The following is a 23,937-nucleotide window of genomic DNA, read 5'->3' as shown; positions in this document are numbered from 1 at the left end:
TCCACACGCACCGGGGATAAAAACCCGGTGCCTGAGGGGCATGCAAGTGCAGGCATACTTGACGGCTTGCCTCGGCTTCCCCCTCTTTTCCCATGCCCCGCCTGCACGCTCCCAGCAAGGATGACAGCCGCCTGCTGCCGCCTTTTGCCGCCCTGCCTGAGCGCTGCATCCACGTGCCCGCCACCGACGCCGAATTCGCGGCCGCACGCGCCGCGCTGATGGCGGCGCCCGTGCTCGGTTTCGATACCGAGAGCAAGCCCCTGTTCCACGCCCACCAGACCGACACCGGCCCCCATGTGGTGCAGTTGGCCACCTGCGACCAGGCCTGGCTGCTGCAGCTGCACCATGCGCAGGCACGCGCGCTTGCGGCCGACGTGCTGGCCAGCGAGTCCATCTGCAAGGCCGGTTTCGGCCTGGACCATGACCGCAGCGCGCTGCCCGCGCGCCTGGGCGTTGCGCTGCACAACGTGATCGACCTGGACCGCGTGTTCAAGCGCCACGGCTATGCCAGCTCGGTAGGCGTGCGCGCGGCCGTGGCCCTGGTGCTGGGGCAGAACTTCCACAAGTCCAAGAAGATCTCCACCTCCAACTGGGCTGCACCGCAGCTGAGCCTGGCCCAGCGCCACTACGCGGCCAACGACGCCCACGGCGCCGCCATGGTGCATGCCGCCCTGCCCGCCTGGGAACAGCGCCAGCCGGCCGTGGCCGAACGCCCGGCCAGGCCCGCCAGGCCTGCGCCTGAACCCCGCGGCCCCGGCAGCTCCAGCGGCCCGCGGGGACCACACAGGCCCCACGCGCCACGCGAGCAGGATGCACCGCGCGAGCCGCATGTGTCGCACGAGCAGCACAAGCCGCATGAGCCACATGTACCGCGCGAGTCCAGCGCCCCGCGCTCATCGCCACGCCCTTCCCGCACCCCACGCCTGCTGCAGGCGCCGGTCACACCGGGCAAGCCAAGCCCCGGCTAGGCCTCTTCCTCTTGCGGCACCAGCCGCACCCGGTCGCGGCCTGCGCGCTTGGCCTCGTAGAGCATGGCGTCGGCACGCGCCAGCGCCTGCTCCAGCGTCTGGCCCTGGGCCATCCAGGCCACGCCAAAGCTGGCCGTGATGCGTATGTCGTCGGGCAGCGCGCTGAAGCCCATCAGGCGCAGCTGGGTCTGGATGCGCCGGGTGATCCATTGCGCGGCCAGCGGGTCGGCGTGCGGCAGCAGGGCCACGAACTCCTCCCCGCCAAAGCGTGCAACCAGGTCCTGCTGGCGTGTGCTGCGCAGCAGCAGGCGCGCAAAGCGCTGCAGCACCTCGTCGCCCGCCGCATGGCCCCAGCCGTCGTTGACCCGCTTGAAATGGTCCAGGTCGCACACCAGTACGGCGGCCGACAGCTGCGGCTGCTCGGCCAGCCGGCGCTGCACGGCCTCCTTGAAGGCGCGCCGGTTCAGCAGCCCGGTCAGCGGATCGCGGTCGCGCTCCTCGTGCAGCTCCTGCACGGTGTCGCGCACCGCTGCGGCCAGGAAGAGCATGGCAAACAGCAGGCCGAACACCAGCAGGCTCAGCTGCAGCGCCATCCACGAGGAAGAAATGCCCAGCCATTCCCCGGCTGCGCTGGCCGATACCGAAGCAGCACGCGGCGTCACCCACAGCGTGCGGACGAAAAAGCTCAGCGCAAAGACCACGAACACCCACAGCAGCAGCCGGTCCCAGCCTGTGCAGGGATGCCTGCGTGGCAGCCGCCACAGCGGCAGGGCCAGTTGCAGGCCCAGGCCGAAATTGAGCACATGCTGGCGCGCCTGGGCATCGGGCACGGCCCAGGCGTAGTAGCCCAGCACCACCAGCACCGCGCCGCCAAAGCCGGCCGCCAGCGGTGCATCGGGGCGCACGCCCTGGCGTATGGCCATGGCCTCGGTGATGAACCAGGCCGCGCACAGTTGCAGCGCGGCCGTCGTCAATGCATTGACGGGAACGGCCGCAGGCCGCTCCAGGATCTGCAGCAGCAGCGCCAGGCTGAAGCCGGTGAAGGCGAAGGACATGCTGCGCAACTCGCGCCGGGCACGCAGATGCCGCCAGCAGACATAGAAACAGCCGGCCAGCAGCAAGGTGCACAGGGGCACCGCCAGCGCCAGAAGATGTCTTGCTGTCAACGTCACCATCAACTCCCTGATGGAGTCTAGCGATCAGGTCACGTTACAACACGTCGTTAACAAAAATACACATTCACTCACGGTTCTGGCGATGGCAGGCCGGGCATATCTGCGCGTGGCAGAGGAGCAACCGGGCTGCGGCGTATATGTTCGTAACCAACGCATCGTTGGGCACCGCAGGCCGGCACGCCACAATGCCAACCGTCCTCCGCTAGTAAAACCTCAGGACTTACGCAAACAGGATGCGGGAACGCGCCGCTCCCCATGGCAAATGGCCCGACCGTGCCCTTCTTGCGTAAGCCGTCACCAGAAAGGCAATCTTCCATGCGCATCGAAACCCTGGCCGTCCACGCCGGCTACTCGCCCGACCCCACCACCAAGTCGGCCGCCGTGCCCATCTACCAGACCGTGGCCTACGCCTTCGACAGTGCCCAGCATGGCGCCGACCTGTTCGACCTCAAGGTGGCCGGCAACATCTACACGCGCATCATGAACCCCACCACCGACGTGCTGGAAAAGCGCGTCGCGGCGCTGGAAGGCGGCATTGCCGCCGTGGCCGTGGCCTCGGGCATGGCCGCCATCACCTATGCCATCCAGGCGATTGCCGAGGCCGGCGACAACATCGTCTCGGCCAGCACGCTCTACGGCGGCACCTACAACCTGTTCGCCCATACCTTCCCGCAGCAGGGCATCACGGTGCGCTTTGCCGATCCGCGCGACCCGGCCAGCTTCGCCCAGCACATCGATGAGAAGACCAAGGCCATCTTCATCGAGTCCATCGGCAACCCGCTGGGCAATGTCACCGACATCCGCGCGCTGGCCGACGTGGCCCACGCCCATGGCGTGCCGCTGATCGTGGACAACACGGTGCCCAGCCCCTATCTGCTGCGCCCCATCGAGCACGGCGCCGACATCGTCGTGCACTCGCTGACCAAGTACCTGGGCGGCCACGGCAACAGCGTGGGCGGCGCCGTCGTGGACAGCGGCAAGTTCCCCTGGGCCGAGCACAAGACACGCTTCAAGCGCCTGAACGAGCCCGATGTCAGCTACCACGGCGTGGTCTACACCGAGGCCCTGGGCGAGGCCGCCTACATCGGCCGCGTGCGCGTGGTGCCGCTGCGCAATACCGGCGCCGCCCTGTCACCGCACAACGCCTTCCTCATCCTGCAGGGCATCGAGACGCTGGCCCTGCGCATGGACCGCATCTGCGAGAACACCCAGAAGATCGCCGAGACGCTGCAAAAGCATCCCAAGATCGAATGGGTGCGCTACGCCGGCCTGCAGGACCACCCCGACCACGCCCTGGTGAAGAAGCAGCTGGGCGGCCGCGCCTCGGGCATCCTCTCCTTCAGCCTCAAGAACAGCAGCGGCGACAGCGACACGCGCGCCGCCGGTGCGCGCTTCCTGGATGCGCTGCAGCTGTTCACGCGCCTGGTCAACATCGGCGACGCCAAGTCCCTGGCCACGCACCCGGCATCGACCACGCACCGCCAGCTGGACGCCGAGGAGCTTGCCAAGGCCGGCGTGACCGAAGGCATGGTGCGCCTGTCCGTGGGCATCGAGCACATCAGCGACCTGCTGGCCGACCTGGAGCAGGCGCTGGCCAAGGTCTGATTCCCGCGCAAGGGCGGGCCGGACTGCGCGGCGGCCCGGCCCTTGCAGGCAGGCTCCTGGCCTGTCAGCGCCGCTTGGCGCGCTCCCGCGCTTGCTGCGAGGAGTAGAAGATCAGCGGATCGGGCGTGCGTTGCGGGTTGGCGCAGGGCTCGATGGCGTGGCCCTTGGGCGGGGCGCAGCGGGCCAGGTCGCGCAACTGGGCCTGGGTGCGTTCGGCGTGGCGCGCGGCGGTCTCGCCTTCGGACGGGCGGCTGCCGGGCACGATGAGGCGCAGCTCCATCTTGCGGATGGCAGGCTCCACGGCATAGGTGCCCTGGTACTGCATCACCACGCGGCGCTCGGCCAAGTCCACCGTGGCCAGCACGGCGCGCATGGGCACGGGAATCATGGCGCCCGACTGGTAGCGCACCAGCACGAAGGGCGCGAAGGGCTTGGGAATCTTCAGCTCCAGCGTCTGGCCCTTGCCGCCGCGCGCATCGGCGCGCACGCGCAGCTGCCCGCCGTCGGGCAGGTAGCGGTCCAGCCGCCAGCCCGTGGATACACGCTGCGCACCCACGCAGGGCGCGTAGTAGTACTCGGTGGCGTCGGCATCCTTGCCCGTGTAGAGCATCTGGGCACCTTCATGCTCGGTGAGCGCCTTGGCGGCCACGTCCGCACCGTCGGCCCTGGCGCCAACCAGCGTGCCGCCGCGCACGAACACGCCCGTGTACGGGAACCAGGTGGTGCGCTGGTTGGCCACGGCGCCATAGGGCTTGCATTCGGTGGACATGCTCTGGTCCTGCATGTCGGCCTGGGGCGCCATGGGCTCGCCGCCGTGGCCGCCGCCCTGGTCGGCCAGGCTCAGGCGGCCATCGGCCTCGATGGTGAAGGTGGCCTTGGCCACCATGGAGTAGTAGCGGCCGGCAGCGTCTTCGCCGATCAGCAGCAGGCTGGGCAGGGGCGTGAGGTTGGCGACCTCGGGCTCGGCGTGCGGCGCATCGGCCGGGGCCTTGGCGGGCACCTCGGGCCGGGGCTGGTCCTGTGGCTGGCTGAGCGCCGGTGCCTGGGGCGGCGCAGTGGCGCAGCCGGCAAGGACCAGGGACAGCGGCATGGCAAGAACAAGCGAACGCAACAACATGGAACTCCCTCGGATCATTGAGGCCGACGATGCTACTGCATGCGCCGGCGCGCGATGCAATGCCAGGCAACGCGGCACGGGCAGGCTCAGGCCAGATCCCTTGCCAGCCGCAGGCCGGTCATCTGCCAGCGCGCCTGGGTGGGGAAGAAATTGCGGTAGCTGGCGCGCGCATGGCCGGGCGGCGTGAGGCAGGAGCCGCCACGCAGCACGTACTGGTTGACCATGAACTTGCCGTTGTATTCACCCACCGCGCCCTCGGCCACCACAAAGCCCGGGTAGGCGGTGTAGGCGGACTGGGTCCACTCCCAGACCTCGCCCAGCGCATGGCTGCCGGGCTGCATGGCGCGCGGGTGCACGGGGCCGGGCGGCTCGCCGTGCTGCGGGCGCTGCGCCATCTGCGCGGCAAGGGCCGCCTCCCATTCCGCCTCGGTGGGCAGGCGCGCGCCAGCCCAGCGCGCATAGGCATCGGCCTCGAAGTAAGAGAGGTGGCAGACGGGCCTGCGCCCGTCCAGCGCCAGCGCGCCATGCAGGCTGAATTCCTGCCACATGCCGTCCATCACGCCGCCGGCCTGGCGCCGCCAGTACCACGGGTGCTCCAGCTGCTGCGCGCAGCGCCAGTCCCAGCCTTCGGCCAGCCACCACTGCGGCTGGGCATAGCCGCCATCCTTGACGAAGCGCAGGAACTCGGCATTGCTCACGGGCCGCTGCGCCATCTCGCAGCCCTGCAGGAACACCTCGTGGCGCGGGCGCTCGTTGTCGAAGGCAAAGCCCTCGCCCGCATGGCCCACGGCATGCATGCCGCGCGGCACGGTCAGCCACTGCAGCGGCGGGGGCAATCCATCGGGCTCTTGCGGCGCAGGCACGCCCTCTTCCTGCGCCCGGTACGCAGGCCACAGCGGGTGGCAGGACAGCAGGTGCTTGATGTCGGTCAGCAGCAGTTCCTGGTGCTGCTGCTCATGCTGCAGGCCCAGCTCCAGCAGCGCGGCCAGCCGTGCAGGCGGCTGCGTGCCCCAGTCCTCGAACATCTGCAGCATGCGCTGGTCCACGGCCTCGCGGTAGGCCAGCACCCGCGCCAGCGAGGGGCGCGTCAGCAGCCCGCGCTGGGCACGCGGATGCCGCTCGCCCACCTGCTGGTAGTAGGAGTTGAACAGCACGCGAAAGTCGGCATCGAAGGGCGGCACGCCGGGCGCGTGCTCGGCCAGCACAAAGGTCTCGAAGAACCAGGTGGTATGCGCCAGATGCCATTTGGCCGGGCTGGCGTCTGGCATGGACTGCACGCAGGCATCCTCGGCCGACAGGGGCGCGGCCAGCAGCACGGTGCTCTGGCGAACGGCCTCGTAGCGCTGCACCCAGCGGAAGACGGCGGGCATTTCACGCATGGGCATGGATCACGGCAAACCACTGGCGCTCATCCGTCCAGACCTGGCAGGGCCCGAAGCCCGCGCAGGCCAGCATGCCCAGGAATTCGGGCAGCGGGTACTTGTAGCTGTTTTCGGTGTGGATGGTCTCGCCGGCCGAGAAATGCCGCAGCCCCTGCGGCCAGCCCACGATCAGCGGGCGGCGCGCGCGCAGGTGCATCTCGATGCGCGAATGCTCGGCGTTGAAGAAGGCCACATGCTCCCAGTCGTCCGGGTTGAAGTCGCTGCCCAGCAGGCTGTTGACGTGGCTGAGCAGGTTCAGGTTGAAGCGCGCCGTCACGCCCTGGGCATCGTCATAGGCGGGCTCCAGCCATTGCGTGGACTTGGGCAGGTCTATGCCGATCAGCAGGCCGCCGTCGTCGTTGACCATGGCACGCATCTGGCCCAGCATGCGCTGGGCCTGTACCGGGTCGAAATTGCCGATGGACGAGCCCGGATAGAACAGCAGCCGCCCGGCCTGCGGGATATGGGGCGGCAGGGTCAGCGGCTCGGTGATGTCGGCCGTGACGGCATGGGCCTGCAGCTGCGGAAATTCCTCGGCCAGCCGGCGCACGGACTGGCGCAGGAACGCGCCCGCAATGTCCACGCCCACGAAATGCCGTGGCCGCAGGCTGCGGCACAGGGCGCGCACCTTCTCGCAATTGCCGGCGCCCAGCTCGATCAGCACCTCGCTGCCGCGCAGGGCCTCGGCCATGGCGGCACCAGAGTCGGCCAGGATGGCGGCCTCGGTGCGCGTGGGGTAGTACTCGGGCAGCCGCGTGATCTGCTCGAACAGGTCGCAGCCGCGCGCGTCGTAGAGGTATTTGGGAGAGACTTGGGCCTGGGGCTGCATCAGCCCGTGCTGCAGTTCGGCGCGGGTCGCGCGCAGTGCGTGGTCCGCCCATTCCGGGGCCGCCTCGCGCCTGCCGCCCTGGGCTGGCGCACGCGGCGCCGAAGGCAAAGGCAGCGGCACGCGCTGGGCGCGCGATGCCAGGGCAGAGGAAGACACGGTCGAATCGTGGGCAGACAGCATGGTGGGGGCCTCGCGTTGTGCGCCGCCCGCCGCAGCATGGTGAATGCCGCATCCCGGCTTGCAGCAGGGCGCGGTCGCCACGGGGCGGACAGCCAATGGTGACTGACGCCTGCAAACGGCAAGCGAGCCTCGCAAGACTCGCACCGGCAGGCCGAGGCACCAGCCTAGGCGCCTGCCCATGGCATGCGGGTAGGACAGTTTCCCCCGCGCGTGATTTTTTCGTGACCTGTCAGGTGGTGCGCCGCAGCACGTCCGCAGCAGGCGAAAGCGCCGGTTCGGACGAAAAAAATCCGGTATGCCGCGAACGGCATACCGGACCAAGTACCCATCCTTGCCTCACTACGCGCTGCCGGATGAAGCAGCGCGTGCCTCACTCATGATCCGGAGATCAGAAGCGATAGCCCAGTCCCACACCGACCAGCACCGGGTTCACCTTGAAGGTGCCCACCTTGGTGCCGGCGGAGCTCACGTCCGTTTCAATGAAGACCTTCTTCACGTCGAAATTCAGCGACCAGTTCTTGTCCAGCGCGTAGTCGAAACCGATCTGCAGCGCGCCGCCGAAACTGTTCTTCTTGATCGAGGGGTTCAGCGCGGCCTGCACGGCAGGGTTGAAGCTCACGCTCGAAAAGCGGGTGTAGTTCACACCGGCGCCGACGTAGGGCTTGAAGGCGCCGAAATTGGTGAAGTGGTATTGCGCCAGCAGCGTGGGCGGCAGGTGCTTGAGGCTGCCGATCTGGCCCAGGCCGTTGGCACGCAGGTCGTGCTTTTGCGGGTAGGTCAGCACCAGCTCGGCCGCGATGTTGGGCGTGAAGAAGTAGGACACGTCCAGTTCGGGCATCCACTTGTTGTTGATCGACAGACCCAGACCCGTGCTGTCCTTGTTGGCGCTGTCCAGATTCACGGCGCGCACGCGCACCATCCAGGGGCCTTCGGCCTGCTGCGCAAACGCGGCACCCGACGACAGGGCGCAAACGGCAGCAACGGCGAGCAGAGTTCTTTTCATGATGGAGAGTCTTGGAGTAGCCCGGGGCAAATCCCGTAGCTGTATTGCATCAGGGGCGGACGTGGCCGATCTTGTCCTAGCTCAAACCCGAAGGTGCGCAGCCCCGCATGGCCGGATCGCGTTGGATGCATGCAACGCATTGCGCGGCGGGCCAGTTGCGGGCAGGCTGCAGCCATTGCTCAAATAGAATGCGAATCATTATCAAATCCGCATTCCCAGGAACCCGCTCCATGGCCGCCGCGCCTTCGCACCCCGACATCGCCCTGCTCTACAGCGACCACCACGGCTGGCTGGTGGGCTGGCTCAGGCGCAGGCTGGGCAATCCCTGCGATGCGGCAGACCTGGCCCAGGACACCTTCGTTCGCGTGCTGGGCAAGCCCCAGTCCCTGCATGGCGTGCGCGAGCCGCGCGCCTGGCTCACCACCATCGCCCACGGCCTGGTCGTGGACCACACCCGCCGCGCCGCGCTGGAGCGCGCCTGCCTGGACGCCATCGCCAGCCTGCCCGAGCCGCTGGCGCCCTCGGCCGAGGAGCGCCATCTGCTGATCGAATCCCTGGTGCGCATGGACAACCTGCTGGCCGGCCTGCCGCCCAAGGCCCGCAGCGCCTTTCTGCTCTCTCGCCTGGAAGGCCTGAGCTACCCGGAAATCGCCCTGCAGCTGGGCGTGTGCCTGAGCTCCGTCGAGAAATACATGGCCACCGCCATACGCCACTGCCTTGCCCTGCGCAAGGAACTGACGGCGTGAGCACGGACCAGGCCCCCCAGGCGCTGGAACAGGCCATTGCCTGGGCCGTGCGGCTGGCCTCCGGCACGGCCACCGATGCCGACCGCGCCGCCTGCCAGGCATGGCGCAGCAGCCACGCCGCGCACGAACAGGCCTGGCAACAGGTCCAGGCGGTGGAGGCCCAGTTCGCCCTGCCCGCCGGCCAGGCGGGACTGGCCCACGGCGTGCTGCGGTCCGCTGGCCCAGGTCCGGCGCGAGGCCGGCGCGCAAGCCTGCAGCGGCTGCTGTTCCTGGGCCCCGCGGCCCTGCTGCTGGGATCCATGGCATGGCGTTGGGCTGCACCGCGCGAGCAGATCGCGCTGGGCACGGCCATCGGTGAGCGCCGCAGCACCCTGCTGGCCGACGGCAGCCGCCTGCACCTGGCACCGGACACACTGGTGCAGGTGGATTTCACCTTGCTGCGCCGCGTGGTCCGCCTGGCACGCGGCGAGATCTTCATCGACACCGGCAGCGACCCGCGCTCCCTCGCGGGCCGACGCTCCTTCTGGGTGGAAACGCCGCTGGCCCGCTTCGAGGCCCTGGGCACCAGCTTCGGCGTGCGCCACGAAAAACATCCGGACACGGCCACGCGCCTGTACGTCACCGAGGGCCGCGTGGCCATCCATGTCAGGGCGCTGGACGGCACTGCGCCAGGCTCCCTGGACGCCATCGTCGCCACCTCCGGCGAAACCCATGTGCTGCACGCCGGCCAGCACCGCCCTGTGCGCCTGCCCGACGAAGGCCTGGTGCCCGACGCATGGACCGACGGCGTACTGGTCGCCCGCCGCATGCGCCTGGACGCCTTCATGACCGAGCTGTCACGCCAGACCGGCATTCCCATGGAATGCGCCGACGACGTGGCTGCCCTGCATGTTTCAGGCGTATTCCAGCTGGACGGGCCGGATCCGGCGGGTCGTGCGCTGGCCGCCATTGCCCGCACGCTGCCTGTGCGTGTGGAGCGCGGACAAGGTGCGGCCAGCGGTGCCCACAGCGCCATGCGCCTGGTCAAAGCCTGATCCGGAATTTTTTTCAGGCAGTCATTACGGGTTTCACACCGCCCGTTCGGCATAGGAGCAAAGACATCGCTTTTTCCTTTGCCGCTTCTCAAGGACTGCCTCCATGCCCAGCCTGCCCAGTACCCGCCACGCTGCCCATCCGCCCTCCTGCACACGCCCCACGGCCCTGGCCACGCAGGCCTTGGCGCTGGGCCTGTTGATCACGCTGGGCCTGCCAGCGACCGCTCTGGCCCAGAGCCCGAGCTCCGCCCCGGATGCCAGGTCCATCCGGTTCGACCTGCCGGCCGGTGATCTGGAGACCAGCCTGCACAGCCTTGCGCGCCAGGCAGGCATCACCCTCTCGTTCGATCCAGCCCTGGTCCAGGGCCGACAGTCGGCGGCGCTGAGCGGCACGCGCGGCGTGCAAGAAGGACTTGCCGCCCTGCTCGCCCCGCACCAGCTGCAGGCCACGCGCACGGCCGAAGGCGGCTGGGCCGTGCACCGTGCGCGGCCCGGGGCCGCGGCCGAGCATGCACTGCCCACCGTGAACGTGCTGGCCGATGCCGAGCATGAAAGCGCCTGGGGCGCCGTGCCCGGCTACGCGCCGCGCCGCAGCGCCTCGGCCATGAAGATGGATGTGCCGCTGCTGGAGACGCCGCAGCAGGTCAGCATCATCGGCGAGGCCCAGATCCGCGACCAGGCCATCTCCAGCGTGGCCGAGGCCGTGCGCTACAGCGCGGGCGTGCGTCCCATGGACTACGGCGTCACCGATGACGACGTGGCCGTGCGCGGTTTCTATCTGACCGGCACGGGCCTGTACCGCGACGGCATGCGCATGGTCCACAACGGCTTCATGACCAACCTGGAGCCATATGGGCTGGAGCGGCTGGAAGTCGTGCACGGCCCGGCCTCGGTGCTGTACGGCCAGTCCGCGCCCGGTGGCCTGATCAATGCCGTCACCAAGCGCCCGCGCGCCGGCATGCAGCGCGAAGTGGGCGTGGAATTCGGCAGCCACGACCGGCGCCAGCTCACGGCCGACATCGGTGGCGCCATCAATGAACAGGGCACGGCACTGGCCCGGCTGACCGTGCTCAAGCGCGAATCGGGCACGCAGTGGAATGGCCTGCGCGCCGATCGCAGCTACATCGCCCCGTCCCTCACACTTTTGGGCGAGCGCACCAGCCTCACCCTGCTGGCGCAGTACCAGGAGGACGAAACCGGCTTCGTCATCCCCTACTACCGCCAGACGCCTGCAGGCTGGTCGGCCAGGGACATCAACGTCAGCGGACCGGGATCTGGCCACCACAAGCGCAATGCCAGCGTGGGCTGGCTGCTGGAGCACCGCCTGAACGACCAGCTCACGCTGCGCAACAACCTGCGCTACCTGGACGGCCGCAACGACCGGCGCGAGATGCGCAACCGGGGCCTGACGGCCGACCAGCGCGACATGGCACGCCTGGCCATGGTGCGGCCCGACGCCGAACAGACCTGGGTCATGGACACGCAGATCGAAGGGCGCCACCGGACGGGTGCCGTCTCGCACCAGTGGGCCGTGGGCTTCGACTACTACCGCTCCAGGCTCGACTGGCGCATCTACTCGCTCAACGGCGCCGTGGCGCCGCTGGACCTGGTCAACCCCATCCACATCGCGCCGAACTGGAATGACAACTACCTCAGCGACCGCGCGCTGGCCCGCACGCACCAGGCAGGCCTGTACGTGCAGGACCAGATCAAGTTCGGCGAGCGCTGGGTGCTCAGCGCCGGCCTGCGCCGCGACAGCGCACGCATAGACACCGACTACGACGCGCGCGCCGCAGCCACCGCGCCCTTCGCCATCACCACCGTGCGCCGCACCGACAGCGCCGTCACCGGGCGGCTGGGCCTGATCTACCTGGCGCCCAGCGGCCTGGCTCCCTATGTGTCCTTCAACAACTCCTTCCAGCCGCCGCTGACCACGGTCACGGCCACCGACGCCAACGGCAGGCCCTACGAGCCCGAGACCGCGCGCCAGTTCGAGGCCGGCCTGCGCTACGCGCCTCCATCGGCCGGCTACACGCTCAGCGCCGCCGTGTTCGACCTGCGCAAGCGCAATGTGCGCACGCCATCCACACTGAACCCTCGCTTCGACGTGCAGACCGGCGAAGTGCGCAACCGGGGGCTGGAGCTGCAGGCCCAGGGCGAGATCGGCGGCGGCTTCTCGGCCATTGCGGCCTATACCTACCTCGACTCCAGGGTCACGCGCAGCAACAACGCCATCGAGATCGGCGCGCGCCCCGGCGCCACGCCGCGCCATGCCGCATCGCTGTGGGGCAAGTACCAGCGCGGCGCCCTGGAGCTGGGCCTGGGCCTGCGCCACATCAGCGCCACGCCTGGCGAGCTGCCCATGGACGGCGTGAAGACCCCCATGAACGACGCCTACACGCTGTGGGACGCCATGGCCGCCTACACCACCGGCCCGTGGCGCTTCTCGGTCAACCTCAGCAACCTCACCGGCAGGCAGTACCGCACGCAATGCAACACCTTCCGTGGCGGCGCGCAATTCTGCGCGCTGGGCTTCGGGCGTGAGGTGCGTGTGGCTGCGGCCTATCGGTTCTAAGTGCCTCCATTGCTGCCCGCCAGGGCGGGAGCAATGCAGGCCCCGCTCTTGGAACAACGCCTGGCGGACAGCAACAGACAGCCCACTCGGCATGCATCTGCAGCACGCTCGGTGCAGCTTCCATCCGGCACAGCGCATCGCGGACCTGCTCGCCTGGATCGGATGGCGTTGCGCCGCCGCAGCTGCATTGGTTCAGGCGCGCACGACGCCATCGACTTGACATTTCGCCCAGTCCACACCGCGCTCTGCTGGCGACAATCAGGTCTTTGAAAGGCGCGCATGCACTACGGCAAATCCCAGGCCATTGGAGACAAGAGCATCTTCATCATCGACACCGCCATGAGCGTGGTCGATGGCCGGCTCTACTACGAGTACTGCAACAAGGGGGACAGCACAACGTCCTTTCTGCGCGCCGTTGATGTGGCCACCGGCAACGTGCTCTGGGACCACCGCATGCGCGAGAGCGAGGGCATGTCGTGGTTCGTGGACGAGCGGCACCTGATGCTCTGCGACCAGGTGCTTGATGCCCGCACCGGCGAATGCCTGTTCGACTTCCATGCCGTGCCGGGCATGCAGGCCAGGCATTGGCCCGTTCCCGTGGAGCTGGACGCGCATCGCTGGCTCGTCGCGATGGAGGAGAGCAGTCCCGAGGGCCGCTATCTGCTGCTGGACCGTCGCAACTGGCAGGGCAGCACGCTGGCGCTGGGCCTGCAGGGTGCGTTTGTGCTGGAGGGGGCGGTCTACGGCTGGATCGTCCACCCTGAGCGCTCGGAGCTGCGGCGCTGGCATGAAACCGACGGGCACACCGAGCATGTGCTGTGGGTGGACAGTGCGCGCAACCTGTACTCGCCCGCCATTGCAGGCGCGTGGGCCGTGTTCGGCCCCGGCAGCAGAGACCACGTGGACATCGATGCACCCTGGCTTCGTATCCATCCTTGCAGCGGCGAAGTCCTGGCCATCACACCTCCCGTTCAACCTGACGATGAGCGCCGGCATGTGCATGCCCAGCGGGCAGCACATCGTGACGGCGTGGTCTATTTCTGCTTTGCACGCCAGGGCATGTATGGCTATGACATTCGCAGCAACCGTTTCGGACCGTGCCTGTCGCCTACCCATGTCAGCGCGCCGCAATGCCATGCCGGCGTCCTCTATGGAATACAGGACAGGCACGAGGACGGCATGGAGCGGGCCTATCTTGTCGCCGTGGACCCGGACACCGGCACCCCGCTTTGGGAAACCCCGTGCAGCAGCCGCAACTACAGGCATCTGAGCGTGAGCGAATGCGGTGTCTTTCTGGGCATTGCGGGCGGCAAAATCCAGCACCTTCCGCCAGCGGGCCGCAGGCGCAGCACCCAAACGGCAGAGCCTGCCAAACGCGCAAAACGCGCCAAAAGCGCCAAGGCCGCCACCCAGCCGGTGCGCACCGTGCCACCCGAGTCTCCCTACGCACACATGCTGGACGACGCGCCCACGCTGCTCGATGCCCTGCAGGCGCGCGCCTGCGCGCAGAGCCCGGATAGCACCCTCACGGCCGTGGCCGTCTCCAGACCCTGGGCCATGGTGGCTTGCGTCGAATATGGCGAGGACCCCGACTTCCCCAATCTGCGCCTGCTGGATCTGCAGACCGATGCCTGGATCGCGCTCGACTGCAACGACCTGATCGACGCACCCATGATTGAAGGCATCACGTTCGTGGATGGCCAGGACGGGAAGCTGGACCTGCTACTGCATGACGGCGGCCGCCACACCATCCACATTGACCTGCCCGCACGCACCGTGCGTTGGAATGCCGAGCAGGCATAAGCAAAGACGCAGATGCCGCTTGCACGGCCGTGCGATACGCACTAACTTGGAGGGCCGGCCCGGCCATCGGCGCCGACGGCAGAATCTGCACGTATCCCATCCCTACCCGTCTCTTTCATGACCACCCTCAAGCTCTACTACGCGCCCGGCACCTGCGCCCTGGCCACCCGCATCGCCCTGATCGAAGCCAATGCGCCGCACGAAGTCATCAAGCTCGACTTCCCCAAGGGCGAGCAGCGCAGCCCTGAATACCTGGCCATCAATCCCAAGGGCCGCGTGCCCGCCCTGGTGACCGAGCGCGGCGTGCTCACCGAAACGCCGGCCCTGCTGGCCTACGTTGCGCGCCGCTTCCCCGAGGCCCGGCTCGCCCCGCTCGACGATGCGTATGCCTTTGCCCACATGCAGGATTTCCACAGCTACCTGTCCTCCACCGTGCACGTGGCCCACGCCCACGGGCGCCGCGCAGGCCGCTGGGCCGATGACGAAGCGGCCATTGCCTCCATGCAGCGCAAGGTGGCAGCCAACATGGCCGAATGCTTTGGCGTGATCGAGCGCCATTACCTGGGCGATGCCCCCTGGGTGCTGGGTTCGGACTATTCCGTGGCCGACGCCTATCTGTTCACCATTGCCGGCTGGCTGGAAGGCGACGGCGTGGACATCGCCGGCTTCCCCAAGGTGCAGGCGCATTTCAAGCGCATGGGCGAGCGCGCTGCCGTGCGCGGGGCGCTGGGGAACTGAGAGGGGGAGGCTGCCCGCGATACCCGCAATGAAGGTGCTTGGGTCAGGTATCTATCGCAGGTTTGCGGCAGATGCCGTTCACTTGCCGATTCATCAGGAAGGAACGCTGGCGCGCAATGCCTTGCTCACATCGGCAGCGCCTCGGCCAGCACCTGGCTGCGGAAGGCCTCCGGCAAGGCACTGGGCGTCAGCCCATCGACCGACATGCCCAGCAGGCGCTGCAGTTCCTCCTGAATGGCGGCCTCATCCATCAGGGTCGCACGGTGGGACTCGACCACATGGCGAATCCCGGTACGGTTCAAAGCCAGCGCTTCGGAAGGTTTCATGCATTCCTCGCCATGCATGGCCATCGCACAGCAGATGCCGCGTCTATTGCATCCGCTCCAGGTCGCCGGGTCAAAGCGCCTTGCAACCGCCTCGGCACATCCGCCAAATTCAACAGAAAACCCAGCATCTCCGAAAGCCATTCGTAAATTTTCCTTGGCAGTCCACCAAGCCCCGGGCCTCTACCGCCGTCCCCAAGCCTTGCCTACAGTCGCCAGGACAGGCAGGGGCGTTGCACAAGGCGGCGCCTTTTCGCCATTCCAGAAACGACGGATTCAGACGACAGGGTGGAGCATGCAAAGACAAGCCAGGGTGATTGCCATCAACAACCAGACGGGGCTCATCGGCCTGCAGCCGGAGGGAGAGGACAGCTGCGTGCTGGCGCAGCAGCTCGATACCCGCCCCGTGAATACGGGCCAGATGCTGTCAGGGGAGATGGACAGCGTGGGTATGGAGACGTTTGTGAACGCGCAGACGCAGGACCGCATCGAGGTCTTCGTGGAGGCCTACGGGCTGTCTGCGGAAGCCGTGGAGCTCGCCCTGCGCTGAGCGGGCTGCAGGGCGGGTGAAGGTGCAGGTGCTAGCCTCAAGGCCGCGCCCACTGCGCCAGCGTGTGCCGCGCCAGGGCCTCGACATCCAGCGGAGACTGCGGGTCTACCGCAAGCTCTCCCAGCATCACCATGGCCTCGGGGATCTGGTTGCGTTCGCGCAGCACCATGGCCTTGTTCAGGAGCAGAAAGCCGCGGGTCTCGGCATCGGGGCCGGCCTTCAGGCCGCTGTCCAGCAGGGCGAGACGTTTTGCGGGGTCGTCCTCCAGATGGGCGGCGGTCTTCCAGGCGGGAGCGAAGCCGGGCGTCTCGCGGGTCATGGCCAGCGCGGCCTGGCGCGCCTTGTCGCGGTCGGTTTCCCACTCCAGGGCAAGGTAGCGCAGGTAGGTGCCTTGGGGGAGCTTGCCGTCACGCTCCATGCGCAGGCTGTGCACGGCCGTCTTGGCGGTGAAGAAGCCCCTGGGCGCCAGTGCATCCACGCGCCGGTAATGCCGATAGGCCGCGTCAAAGTCCTTTTGCAGCAGGTAGGTGAATGCAGCGTCGTAGACGGGATAGGGCCAGCGGGGCGCCAGCTTCGAGGCGGTCTCGAAATGTGCCAGGGCGGTGCGGTAATCGCCGTTCTGCCCTGCAGCGCGGCCCAAGGCATGGGCATCGCGCGCGGCTTGGCTGACGGGTGTGGCGGAGGGCAGCTCCCAGCTGAAGCGGCCATCGGCCTTGTCCAGGTCGCTGCGCCTGAGCACGCGGCCGGCGCTGTCCTTGAACACGATGTCGTCGGCCGCCAGGGCAGGCGCCGGCGCCAGCAGTTGCAATGCCACAGCCGCGGCAGCAAGCAAGGAGAGCTTCATGGTGTATCGGGCCTTGTTGGGAAGCCCCGATATTAGGGCGCAGCCCCTGTGGTGCTGACGGCAGGCAGGGATTCCACTGCGCAGGCAGCCGGGGCAGGCCGGCTCCTGGCCCGGCCGCGCTTGCGGGCCAGGTGATTCATTTGCCATTCCAGCGATTCGGTGTCGAAGTCGAAGGCGTCGAGCAAGGCAATGGCTTTTCTGGCCTCCCTGAAGTCGATGTCCGTGATGGGCGGGCCATGCATCAGCGACAGGTCATGCTTGAGCAGCCACTCCTGCAGATCGGCCAGGGCGATGATGGAGACGCCCTGGTTGATGAGCTGTGACGCGCTGACCTGCGCGAGCACGGCCGGCGTCAGCTGCCTGGACGAGCGCAGGCCCAGCACCTGCTTGAGCTTGGCCACCAGCGGCGTGCGCAGCTCGAACTGGGGCAGGCTCTCGAAGTGGGCCAGGGATTCGAGGTACAGCTGCGGCTCCGCGTGGATGGCGGCCAGGTCGTTGGGCAGATGCAGCAGCTCGCAGATGCGGTTGAGCGCCGTGCGCGCGCGCTCGGTGCTGAGTTTCTCGGCCCTGCCCGCTTGCGCGAGCGTGCAGCCGGCGATGACGGACCGCAGCACGCTGGCCTTGGTGAGGTTGGAAATCATGGAGTCCCCCTGATGAACACCCAGGGACCGGTGCGGATGCGAATTCAGCCGCCCGGTCCCGACAACGGCTCCGCTGCGGCAATGGGCCGCTCCCGAAGCCTCGGCGGCCGGCAGGCGCAAACGCATTGCGCCGCCGCCAAGGGACAGGAGGACGCCTGGCCTTGCGGAGTTCCAGGGGGAATGCATGTGCTTGCGCCCACAGTCAAATGCGATGCGCCGAAGCGAAAATTCCATGCAAACGGGGGCCGTCCGGCCCCCGTGGCGTGCCTTGCCGGCTGCAGGGCCGGCCGGCGATGTTTGCCGCGACTCAGCGGCGGCGCAGACGCTTGATGCCTTCGACAGCCGCCAGCACGATGGCACCGGCCACGATGCCGGCCACCGCGTTGAGCACATTCACCGCCAGCACCCGCCACAGGCCGCCCAGCGCGCCCTGGGCCACGGCCTCGCCCAGGCCTTCCACGGCGTGGTGCAGCGCAGGCACGCCGTGCACGAGGATGCCGCCACCCACCAGGAACATGGCGGCCGTGCCCGCAACGGACAGCCCCTTCATCAGCCAGGGCGCGGCGGCGACGATGCCCCGGCCCAGCGCGCGGGCCGCGGCGCTGGCACGCTGGCCCAGCCACAGTCCCAGGTCATCGAGCTTGACGATGCCGGCCACCAGGCCATAGACGCCCACGGTCATGATGAGGGCAATGCCCGCCAGCACGGCGACCTGCTGCCCGAACGGCGCCGAGGCCACGGTGCCCAGCGTGATGGCGATGATCTCGGCCGAGAGGATGAAGTCGGTGCGCACGGCGCCCTTGATCTTGTCCTTTTCCATGGCGACGAGATCGACGCCCGCATCGGCATTGGCCTGGGTCAGGCGCTCGCGCTCCACGGCATCTTCCTCGGGCGAATGCAGGAATTTGTGGGCCAGCTTCTCGCAACCCTCAAAGCACAGAAAGGCACCGCCGACCATGAGCAGCGGCGTGACAGCCCAGGGAATGAAGGCGCTGATCAGCAGCGCCGCAGGCACCAGGATGGCCTTGTTGATCAGCGAGCCCTTGGCCACGGCCCAGACCACGGGAATCTCGCGCTCGGCCCGCACGCCCGTGACCTGCTGGGCGTTCAGGGCCAGGTCATCGCCCAGCACGCCGGCCGTCTTCTGCGCGGCCACCTTGGTCATGACGGACACATCGTCGGCCATGGCCACGCTCTTGCGTGCCGCCACCTTGGTCATGAGGGCCACGTCGTCTAGGATCGCTGCAATATCGTCCAGCAGCATCAGCAAACCAGCACCAGCCATCGCATTACTCCAGTGAATTGTTCGGGGAACTTCTTTTTGCCTGGGCGCCATCATGGGGCCTGGGCATGTCCTGCCCATGTAGGAGATGCCCGGCGGCCAGCCCGGTCACGGGGCCGACCGGCCGTGCGTCACTTGCTGGTCTTGAAGCCCTGCCCTGCCGCCCAGGCCGCCACGTCGTCGCGGCGGATGGCGGCGGCCATGAGCTGCGGGAAGGCGTCCGGCGTGCAGGCGAACGATGGCACGCCCAGCGCGGCCAGCTTGGCGGCCAGTTGCGCATCGTAGGCAGGGGCGCCTTCGTCGCTGAGTGCCAGCAGGGTGATGAACTGCACGCCCGACTCCACCAGTTCGGAGGCGCGGCGCAGCAGGCCGCTTTCCACACCGCCTTCATAGAGGTCGGAGATGAGCACGACGATGGCGTTGCGCGGCTCGCTGATCAGGCCCTGGCAGTAGCCCACGGCACGGTTGATGTCGGTGCCGCCGCCCAGCTGCACGCCGAACAGCACGTCCACGGGATCGGAGAGCTTGTCGGTCAGGTCCACCACCGCCGTGTCGAAGACCACCAGCTTGGTACTGACGGCCGGCAGGCTGGCCATGACGGCACCGAAGATGCTGGAGTAGACGACGGAGTTGGCCATGGAGCCGCTCTGGTCTATGCACAGGATGACTTCGCGCTGCGGGCGGCGCACCTTGCGGCCGTAGCCGACCAGGGTCTCGGGCACGATGGTGCGGTAGTCGGGCTGCCAGTGGCGCAGGTTGGCGCGGATGGTGCGGTTCCAGTCGATCTCGGAGTGGCGCGGACGGCGGTTGCGCTGGCTGCGGTCCAGCGCGCCCGAGACGGCGCTGCGCATGGGCTCTTCCAGGCGGCTCATGAGGTCGTCCACCACCTTGCGCACGACGATGCGCGCGGTCTCCTTGGTGTTCTGCGGGATGACGGAGCCCAGGGAAATGAGGTCGGCCACCATGTGCACGTCGGGCTGCACATGCTCCAGCATTTCGGGCTGGAGCATGAGTTCGCGCAGGTTCAGGCGCTCCATGGCGTCGCGCTGCATGACCTGCACGACCTGGCTGGGAAAGTACTTGCGGATGTCGCCCAGCCAGCGCGCCACGCTGGGCGAGGAGTTGCCCCGCCCGCCGCGGCGCGAGAGGCCGCCGTCCTTGTTGTCCTCTTCGTAGAGCGCGGCCAGGGCCTTGTCCATCTCGTCGATGGAGCTGCCCTTGGGGCCCAGCCCGCCGCAGCTGGCCTCGGACGGCTGGCCCAGCACCAGGCGCCAGCGTTGCAGGCGGGTGGTGGGCTGGGGGGCGGTCTCCTGCAGGTCGGCGCCGGCAAGGGATGCATCGTTCACGGTGGCAGCGGTGTTCATGGCTGGGCCTCCTGCGGGCTGGACAGCAGTTGCGCGGGCAGGTTCAGGCCCAGCAGTTGATCGAGTACGGGAATGGCGAGCACGGCACGCGCCTCGTTCCAGGCGCCGTCGTCCCCATCGCCTGCCGCGCCTGCGGCACCCGCGGCACCTGCGGATGCAGCCGCCACGGCTGCACTGCCCTGGCCGCGCCGGGCCTTTTCGCCCAGGCTCTGGCGGTCATGGTTGGAGAAGGCCGAGAAGCTGCGGCGCACCAGGGGCAGGATCTGGGTGAACTGGGTCTCGCCCAGCTGCGCCAGCCAGGCATCGACGGCGCCCCAGATGGCGTCGTCGTGCAGCAGCACCAGGGCCTGGCGGTTGAGAAAGCCGTCCAGCCAAGCGGCAGCGTCCAGCGGCGGCACGCCCAGCGAGAGATTGCGGCCCAGTTGCGTGGCCACGGCCTCGCTGTCCAGGCGGTGGGCATCGAGCAGCAGGCGGCAGGCCGCGCCGCGCAGCAAGGCGGCGCCCGCGTCGCCCATGGCAATGCTGCGCAGGGCGCCGAACCAGGCTTCGCGCGGCTCCTCGGCATCGCGCAGGCGCAGGGCCTCGTGGGCCTGCAGCACCGTGGCCTGCATGTGTCTTGCAGCGTCTTCATCCAGCGCCATGCAGGCCAGGGGCAGGCCGATGGCGGCGCGCAGCGCCATGCTGTCGATCACCGTGGCCAGGGCCTGGGTGTCGGTCTGGCGCACGCTGCCGTAGCGCAGCACATTGGCCAGCGGCGGCAGCGCCTGCATGAGCTGGGAAACATCGCCGGTGCTGGCCGAGCGGTCGGCCAGGTCGTGCATGAGGGCATCGACCAGGTGCGGCAGGTCGGCCAGCAGGGCGTCGTCGATGGTCTTGGCCAGCTCGGGCAGCGGGGTCTCGGGCGTCAGCGCCTGGCGCACCTTGGCGGCGGCGGCCTGCACCAGGGTGCCGCCGTAGCGGCTGGCCTCGATGATGCGCACGGCCAGCTCGGGCTCCCACTGCAGCTGCCAGCTTTCGCGGAAGGTGCCACGGTTGCGCTGCTGGTCGGTGGTGACGCTGCCCCACTCTATGCCCAGCAGGCGCAGGCGATGCAGGAAGTGGCTACGTTCGCGGTCCGTGTCTTTGCGCAGGTCCAGGGCCAGGACCTTGGCGGCCGCCTCGGGCTTGAGGCGCAGGCTTTTTTGCTGCTGCTCGATGTCGCGCTGCAGCGGCACCTGGGGCACGTCGGCGGGCACGCCGCCGATGCGGTCGCCCACGCTGAGTTCGCGCTCGATCAGGCGCAGCGGCGTGCGCTCGCCCATGCTGATGACGGTGACGATGGCCTCGTCCAGCTCGGGCAGGCCGGGGCTGGCGTGGCCGCGCAGGGCCGCCAGGCTTTCGGCCAGGCGCGTGGCCTCGATGATGTGGGCGCTGGAGCAGTCCAGGTCCTTGGAGCGCAGCAGATGGGCCACGCGCGCCAGCCAGCCGACGGTGCGCTGGGTGCTGGCGCGTGCCGGGTCGGCAGCAGGTGCGGGCTGGAGCAAGGACTCGGGCACAGGCTCGGAGCAGCGCCACAGATGTTCATACCAGCCCGGCGAATCCACGCCAGCGCCATAGCCGCTGGATGAGCACAGGTTGCGGTAGGTCCAGGGCGCCCAGGTGGCCTGGACCTTGGCCTTGGGCAGGCCCTTGAGCGTGGCGGCATCGGCCTTGGCGGTGACCTGGGCCTGCAGGGCAGGCACATGCCATGCGCCGCAGACCACGGCAATGCGCTGGTGGCCGGCCTTGACGGCCTCGCGCATGCACTGGCGCATCCAGGCTTCGCGCAATGCCTCGCGCTGGGCGTGGCGTTCTCCGCGCACTTCGTTGGGCAGCTCGGCGCGCACCACGGTCATGGCTTCGGCAATGCCCTCGAACAGGGTGGCGCCGTCGCCGCGTTCCTCGACCATGCGGTTCCACCAGCTTTCGCCGTCGGGGTAGCCAGCGGCCTCGGCCAGCAGGTCCAGCGGATCGTGCCAGTCCTGCGGGGACGGTGCCGAGGGATCGACGGCCAGGTCGGCAGCCGGCACGGACTGCGTGGTGTCGTCGCGGTCCAGGGCCTCGGCGGCATTGCTCTGGAGCTGGCTGCCGTCTGCCGCAGCGGCGCCGGAATCGGAGCCGGTGTCGGCATCTGCATCTGCATCCTGGCCTCCATCGGCCGCATCCGCGCCTGCATCAGCTGCATCTGCTGCCGCCGCCTCGGCCCGGCGCCGCTCCTGTTCGGCCATGTCCAGCGCCATGCGGTGGGTCTGGGGCAGGTCGATGAAACGCGTGGCCACGCCCTGGCGCGCCGCCCATTGCAGGGCCTGCCATTCGGGCGAGAACTCGGCATAGGGATAGAAGGCGGCATGGGCCGGGCTGTCCTGCACATAGACCAGCATGGCCACGGGCGGCTGCAGGTCGGCATGCTGCAGCATGGGCAGCAGGGACTCGCCCTCGGGCGGGCCCTCCACCAGCAGGCAGTCGGGCTGCAGCTGCTCCAGGGCCTGCAGCAGGCTGCGCGCGCAGCCCGGGCCATGGTGGCGGATGCCGAAGAAATGAAGCGGATTGGCAGAGGTGGCCATACAGGGGATGCGCAGAGGGTGCGGTCGGTCAGCGGTGCGGGACTGGGGGCTTCAGAGCTGCTCGCGGCAGGCGCGGTACAGGTCCTTCCAGTCGCTGCGTTCCTTGACCACGGTCTCCAGGTATTCCTTCCAGACCACGCTGTCCTGCACCGGGTCCTTGATCACGGCGCCCAGCAGGCCCGAGGCCACATCGCCCGCGCGCAGCACGCCGTCGCCGAAATGCCCGGCCAGCGCCATGCCGCTGTTGATGACCGAGATGGCTTCGGCCGTGGACAGCGTGCTGCTGGGCGACTTGACGCGCACGGTCTTGCCGTCTTCGGTCTGGCCGTTGCGCAGCTCGCGGAAGATCTGCACCACGCGGCGCACTTCCTGCAGGGCCGGCGGCTCGGCGGGCAGGGCCAGGGCGCGGCCCTGCTCGGCCACGCGCTTGGTGACGATCTGCACCTCTTCGTCCTGCGAGGCCGGCACGGGCAGGATGACGGTGTTGAAGCGGCGCTTGAGCGCGCTGGACAACTCGTTCACGCCCTTGTCGCGGTTGTTGGCCGTGGCAATGACCGAGAAGCCCTGCACGGCCTGCACTTCGCTGCCCAGCTCGGGCACGGGCAGGGTCTTTTCGGACAGCACGGTGATCAGCGTGTCCTGCACGTCGGCCGGGATGCGGGTCAGCTCTTCGATGCGGGCGATCTTGCCCAGCTTCATGGCATTGACCAGGGGGCTGGGGATCAGCGCCTTCTCGGAAGGGCCGTGGGCCAGCAGCTGGGCGTAGTTCCAGCCGTAGCGCAGCTGCTCCTCGCTGGTGCCGGCCGTGCCCTGCACCAGCATGGTGGAGTCGCCGCTGACGGCGGCCGACAGGTGCTCGGACACCCAGGACTTGGCCGTGCCCGGCACGCCGTACAGCAGCAGGGCGCGGTCGGTGGCCAGGGTGGAGACGGCGATTTCCATCAGGCGCGGATTGCCGATGTACTTGGGGCTGACTTCAAAGCCGTTGCCGAGCTTGCCGCCCATCAGGTACTGGAGCACGGCCCAGGGCGAGAGCTTCCAGTTGGGCGGACGCGGACGATCGTCCACCTTGCGCAGGGCTTCGAGTTCTTCGGCGAATTGCTGTTCGGCATGCTGGCGCAGGACTTGGCTCATGGTGTGCTTCCGGGAAGGGGTAA

The 23,937-nt window shown here is 68.5% G+C and carries 20 protein-coding genes; 8 read left to right on the top strand and 12 right to left on the bottom strand.

Going from position 1 to position 23,937, the window contains the following annotated elements; translation table 11 throughout:
• Nucleotides 1-92 precede the first annotated feature (92 nt).
• Nucleotides 93-968: a 3'-5' exonuclease gene (locus DELCS14_RS10150; protein ID WP_013801536.1), complete on the top strand. Its 876-nt coding sequence runs from the start codon at nucleotides 93-95 to the stop codon at nucleotides 966-968.
• Here DELCS14_RS10150 and DELCS14_RS10145 read toward each other — a convergent pair.
• Nucleotides 965-2,143, bottom strand: coding sequence for a diguanylate cyclase (locus DELCS14_RS10145; protein WP_013801535.1), 1,179 nt, complete (start codon nucleotides 2,141-2,143; stop codon nucleotides 965-967). The genes DELCS14_RS10150 and DELCS14_RS10145 overlap by 4 nt on opposite strands.
• Before the next feature lie 315 nt (nucleotides 2,144-2,458).
• On the opposite strand from DELCS14_RS10145, the gene DELCS14_RS10140 reads away from it, so the two are divergent.
• On the top strand, nucleotides 2,459-3,748 hold the full coding sequence (locus DELCS14_RS10140) for an aminotransferase class I/II-fold pyridoxal phosphate-dependent enzyme (RefSeq protein ID WP_013801534.1): 1,290 nt from the start codon (nucleotides 2,459-2,461) through the stop codon (nucleotides 3,746-3,748).
• A 64-nt stretch (nucleotides 3,749-3,812) separates the two neighbouring features.
• Here DELCS14_RS10140 and DELCS14_RS10135 read toward each other — a convergent pair whose 3' ends face one another.
• The 4 genes from DELCS14_RS10135 to DELCS14_RS10120 all read right to left on the bottom strand — a co-directional run bounded on the left by DELCS14_RS10135 (nucleotide 3,813) and on the right by DELCS14_RS10120 (nucleotide 8,298).
• Nucleotides 3,813-4,865, bottom strand: a complete 1,053-nt coding sequence (locus DELCS14_RS10135; protein ID WP_013801533.1) for a hypothetical protein — start codon at nucleotides 4,863-4,865, stop codon at nucleotides 3,813-3,815.
• Between the two features lie 86 nt (nucleotides 4,866-4,951).
• Complete coding sequence (gene egtB, locus DELCS14_RS10130) at nucleotides 4,952-6,250, bottom strand: ergothioneine biosynthesis protein EgtB (RefSeq protein ID WP_013801532.1); 1,299 nt, start codon at nucleotides 6,248-6,250, stop codon at nucleotides 4,952-4,954.
• Entirely contained in the window at nucleotides 6,237-7,295 is a 1,059-nt protein-coding gene (gene egtD, locus DELCS14_RS10125; RefSeq protein WP_013801531.1) for an L-histidine N(alpha)-methyltransferase, read from the bottom strand. Before egtD ends, egtB begins: the two co-directional genes overlap by 14 nt.
• Nucleotides 7,296-7,683: 388 nt before the next feature.
• Nucleotides 7,684-8,298, bottom strand: a complete 615-nt coding sequence (locus DELCS14_RS10120) for an OmpW family protein (RefSeq protein WP_013801530.1) — start codon at nucleotides 8,296-8,298, stop codon at nucleotides 7,684-7,686.
• Nucleotides 8,299-8,528: 230 nt separating this feature from the next.
• On the opposite strand from DELCS14_RS10120, the gene DELCS14_RS10115 reads away from it, so the two are divergent.
• The 5 genes from DELCS14_RS10115 to DELCS14_RS10095 all read left to right on the top strand — a co-directional run bounded on the left by DELCS14_RS10115 (nucleotide 8,529) and on the right by DELCS14_RS10095 (nucleotide 15,194).
• A complete protein-coding gene (locus DELCS14_RS10115; RefSeq protein WP_013801529.1) occupies nucleotides 8,529-9,044 on the top strand; it encodes a sigma-70 family RNA polymerase sigma factor in 516 nt (171 codons plus the stop codon).
• Nucleotides 9,041-10,078, top strand: coding sequence for a FecR domain-containing protein (locus DELCS14_RS10110; RefSeq protein ID WP_013801528.1), 1,038 nt, complete (start codon nucleotides 9,041-9,043; stop codon nucleotides 10,076-10,078). Before DELCS14_RS10115 ends, DELCS14_RS10110 begins: the two co-directional genes overlap by 4 nt.
• Nucleotides 10,079-10,181: 103 nt before the next feature.
• Nucleotides 10,182-12,653 (top strand): TonB-dependent siderophore receptor, encoded by a 2,472-nt coding sequence (locus DELCS14_RS10105; RefSeq protein ID WP_013801527.1) that lies wholly within the window; start codon nucleotides 10,182-10,184, stop codon nucleotides 12,651-12,653.
• 279 nt (nucleotides 12,654-12,932) lie between these two features.
• Nucleotides 12,933-14,456, top strand: coding sequence for a hypothetical protein (locus DELCS14_RS10100; protein ID WP_013801526.1), 1,524 nt, complete (start codon nucleotides 12,933-12,935; stop codon nucleotides 14,454-14,456).
• 117 nt (nucleotides 14,457-14,573) lie between these two features.
• The gene (locus DELCS14_RS10095; protein WP_013801525.1) at nucleotides 14,574-15,194 is read left to right on the top strand and encodes a glutathione S-transferase family protein; all 621 of its coding nucleotides are present in this window, start codon (nucleotides 14,574-14,576) and stop codon (nucleotides 15,192-15,194) included.
• 125 nt (nucleotides 15,195-15,319) lie between these two features.
• Here DELCS14_RS10095 and DELCS14_RS10090 read toward each other — a convergent pair whose 3' ends face one another.
• Entirely contained in the window at nucleotides 15,320-15,520 is a 201-nt protein-coding gene (locus DELCS14_RS10090) for a DNA polymerase beta-like region (protein WP_013801524.1), read from the bottom strand.
• 292 nt (nucleotides 15,521-15,812) lie between these two features.
• Between DELCS14_RS10090 and DELCS14_RS10085 the strand changes: the two genes are divergently transcribed.
• The gene (locus tag DELCS14_RS10085) at nucleotides 15,813-16,067 is read left to right on the top strand and encodes a hypothetical protein (protein ID WP_012206639.1); all 255 of its coding nucleotides are present in this window, start codon (nucleotides 15,813-15,815) and stop codon (nucleotides 16,065-16,067) included.
• A 37-nt stretch (nucleotides 16,068-16,104) separates the two neighbouring features.
• Here the strand turns inward: DELCS14_RS10085 and DELCS14_RS10080 are convergent, their stop codons facing one another.
• The 6 genes from DELCS14_RS10080 to DELCS14_RS10055 form a co-directional block, all read right to left on the bottom strand.
• Nucleotides 16,105-16,911, bottom strand: a complete 807-nt coding sequence (locus DELCS14_RS10080) for a hypothetical protein (protein ID WP_013801523.1) — start codon at nucleotides 16,909-16,911, stop codon at nucleotides 16,105-16,107.
• A 32-nt stretch (nucleotides 16,912-16,943) separates the two neighbouring features.
• Nucleotides 16,944-17,552 carry a hypothetical protein gene (locus DELCS14_RS10075; protein ID WP_013801522.1) on the bottom strand — a complete coding sequence of 203 codons (609 nt, stop codon included), beginning with the start codon at nucleotides 17,550-17,552 and terminating at the stop codon, nucleotides 16,944-16,946.
• Nucleotides 17,553-17,859: 307 nt separating this feature from the next.
• A complete protein-coding gene (locus tag DELCS14_RS10070; RefSeq protein WP_012206642.1) occupies nucleotides 17,860-18,837 on the bottom strand; it encodes a DUF808 domain-containing protein in 978 nt (325 codons plus the stop codon).
• A gap of 128 nt (nucleotides 18,838-18,965) precedes the next feature.
• Complete coding sequence (locus tag DELCS14_RS10065; RefSeq protein WP_013801521.1) at nucleotides 18,966-20,198, bottom strand: VWA domain-containing protein; 1,233 nt, start codon at nucleotides 20,196-20,198, stop codon at nucleotides 18,966-18,968.
• Nucleotides 20,195-22,780, bottom strand: a complete 2,586-nt coding sequence (locus DELCS14_RS10060; RefSeq protein WP_013801520.1) for a DUF5682 family protein — start codon at nucleotides 22,778-22,780, stop codon at nucleotides 20,195-20,197. The genes DELCS14_RS10065 and DELCS14_RS10060 overlap by 4 nt, the downstream gene beginning before the upstream one ends.
• A gap of 51 nt (nucleotides 22,781-22,831) precedes the next feature.
• Entirely contained in the window at nucleotides 22,832-23,914 is a 1,083-nt protein-coding gene (locus DELCS14_RS10055; RefSeq protein ID WP_012206645.1) for an AAA family ATPase, read from the bottom strand.
• Between the last annotated feature and the right edge of the window lie 23 nt (nucleotides 23,915-23,937).

The sequence above is a fragment of the Delftia sp. Cs1-4 genome (genome assembly GCF_000214395.1).
GTDB classification, from domain to species: domain Bacteria; phylum Pseudomonadota; class Gammaproteobacteria; order Burkholderiales; family Burkholderiaceae_C; genus Comamonas; species Comamonas acidovorans.
The sequence above is the reverse complement of the archived record's forward strand: the minus strand, read 5'-3'. Positions and strand labels throughout refer to the sequence as shown.

Excerpts from the sequence above, each read along its gene's own strand:
- DELCS14_RS10105 (WP_013801527.1), top strand. The coding sequence starts at position 10,182 with ATGCCCAGCCTGCCCAGTACCCGCCACGCTGCCCATCCGCCCTCCTGC.
- DELCS14_RS10070 (WP_012206642.1), bottom strand. The coding sequence starts at position 18,837 with ATGGCTGGTGCTGGTTTGCTGATGCTGCTGGACGATATTGCAGCGATC.
- DELCS14_RS10090 (WP_013801524.1), bottom strand. The coding sequence starts at position 15,520 with ATGAAACCTTCCGAAGCGCTGGCTTTGAACCGTACCGGGATTCGCCAT.
- DELCS14_RS10065 (WP_013801521.1), bottom strand. The coding sequence starts at position 20,198 with ATGAACACCGCTGCCACCGTGAACGATGCATCCCTTGCCGGCGCCGAC.
- DELCS14_RS10100 (WP_013801526.1), top strand. The coding sequence starts at position 12,933 with ATGCACTACGGCAAATCCCAGGCCATTGGAGACAAGAGCATCTTCATC.
- DELCS14_RS10080 (WP_013801523.1), bottom strand. The coding sequence starts at position 16,911 with ATGAAGCTCTCCTTGCTTGCTGCCGCGGCTGTGGCATTGCAACTGCTG.
- DELCS14_RS10120 (WP_013801530.1), bottom strand. The coding sequence starts at position 8,298 with ATGAAAAGAACTCTGCTCGCCGTTGCTGCCGTTTGCGCCCTGTCGTCG.
- DELCS14_RS10135 (WP_013801533.1), bottom strand. The coding sequence starts at position 4,865 with ATGTTGTTGCGTTCGCTTGTTCTTGCCATGCCGCTGTCCCTGGTCCTT.
- DELCS14_RS10115 (WP_013801529.1), top strand. The coding sequence starts at position 8,529 with ATGGCCGCCGCGCCTTCGCACCCCGACATCGCCCTGCTCTACAGCGAC.
- egtB (WP_013801532.1), bottom strand. The coding sequence starts at position 6,250 with ATGCCCATGCGTGAAATGCCCGCCGTCTTCCGCTGGGTGCAGCGCTAC.
- DELCS14_RS10145 (WP_013801535.1), bottom strand. The coding sequence starts at position 2,143 with ATGGTGACGTTGACAGCAAGACATCTTCTGGCGCTGGCGGTGCCCCTG.
- DELCS14_RS10085 (WP_012206639.1), top strand. The coding sequence starts at position 15,813 with ATGCAAAGACAAGCCAGGGTGATTGCCATCAACAACCAGACGGGGCTC.
- DELCS14_RS10095 (WP_013801525.1), top strand. The coding sequence starts at position 14,574 with ATGACCACCCTCAAGCTCTACTACGCGCCCGGCACCTGCGCCCTGGCC.
- DELCS14_RS10140 (WP_013801534.1), top strand. The coding sequence starts at position 2,459 with ATGCGCATCGAAACCCTGGCCGTCCACGCCGGCTACTCGCCCGACCCC.
- DELCS14_RS10075 (WP_013801522.1), bottom strand. The coding sequence starts at position 17,552 with ATGATTTCCAACCTCACCAAGGCCAGCGTGCTGCGGTCCGTCATCGCC.
- DELCS14_RS10055 (WP_012206645.1), bottom strand. The coding sequence starts at position 23,914 with ATGAGCCAAGTCCTGCGCCAGCATGCCGAACAGCAATTCGCCGAAGAA.
- egtD (WP_013801531.1), bottom strand. The coding sequence starts at position 7,295 with ATGCTGTCTGCCCACGATTCGACCGTGTCTTCCTCTGCCCTGGCATCG.
- DELCS14_RS10060 (WP_013801520.1), bottom strand. The coding sequence starts at position 22,780 with ATGGCCACCTCTGCCAATCCGCTTCATTTCTTCGGCATCCGCCACCAT.
- DELCS14_RS10150 (WP_013801536.1), top strand. The coding sequence starts at position 93 with ATGCCCCGCCTGCACGCTCCCAGCAAGGATGACAGCCGCCTGCTGCCG.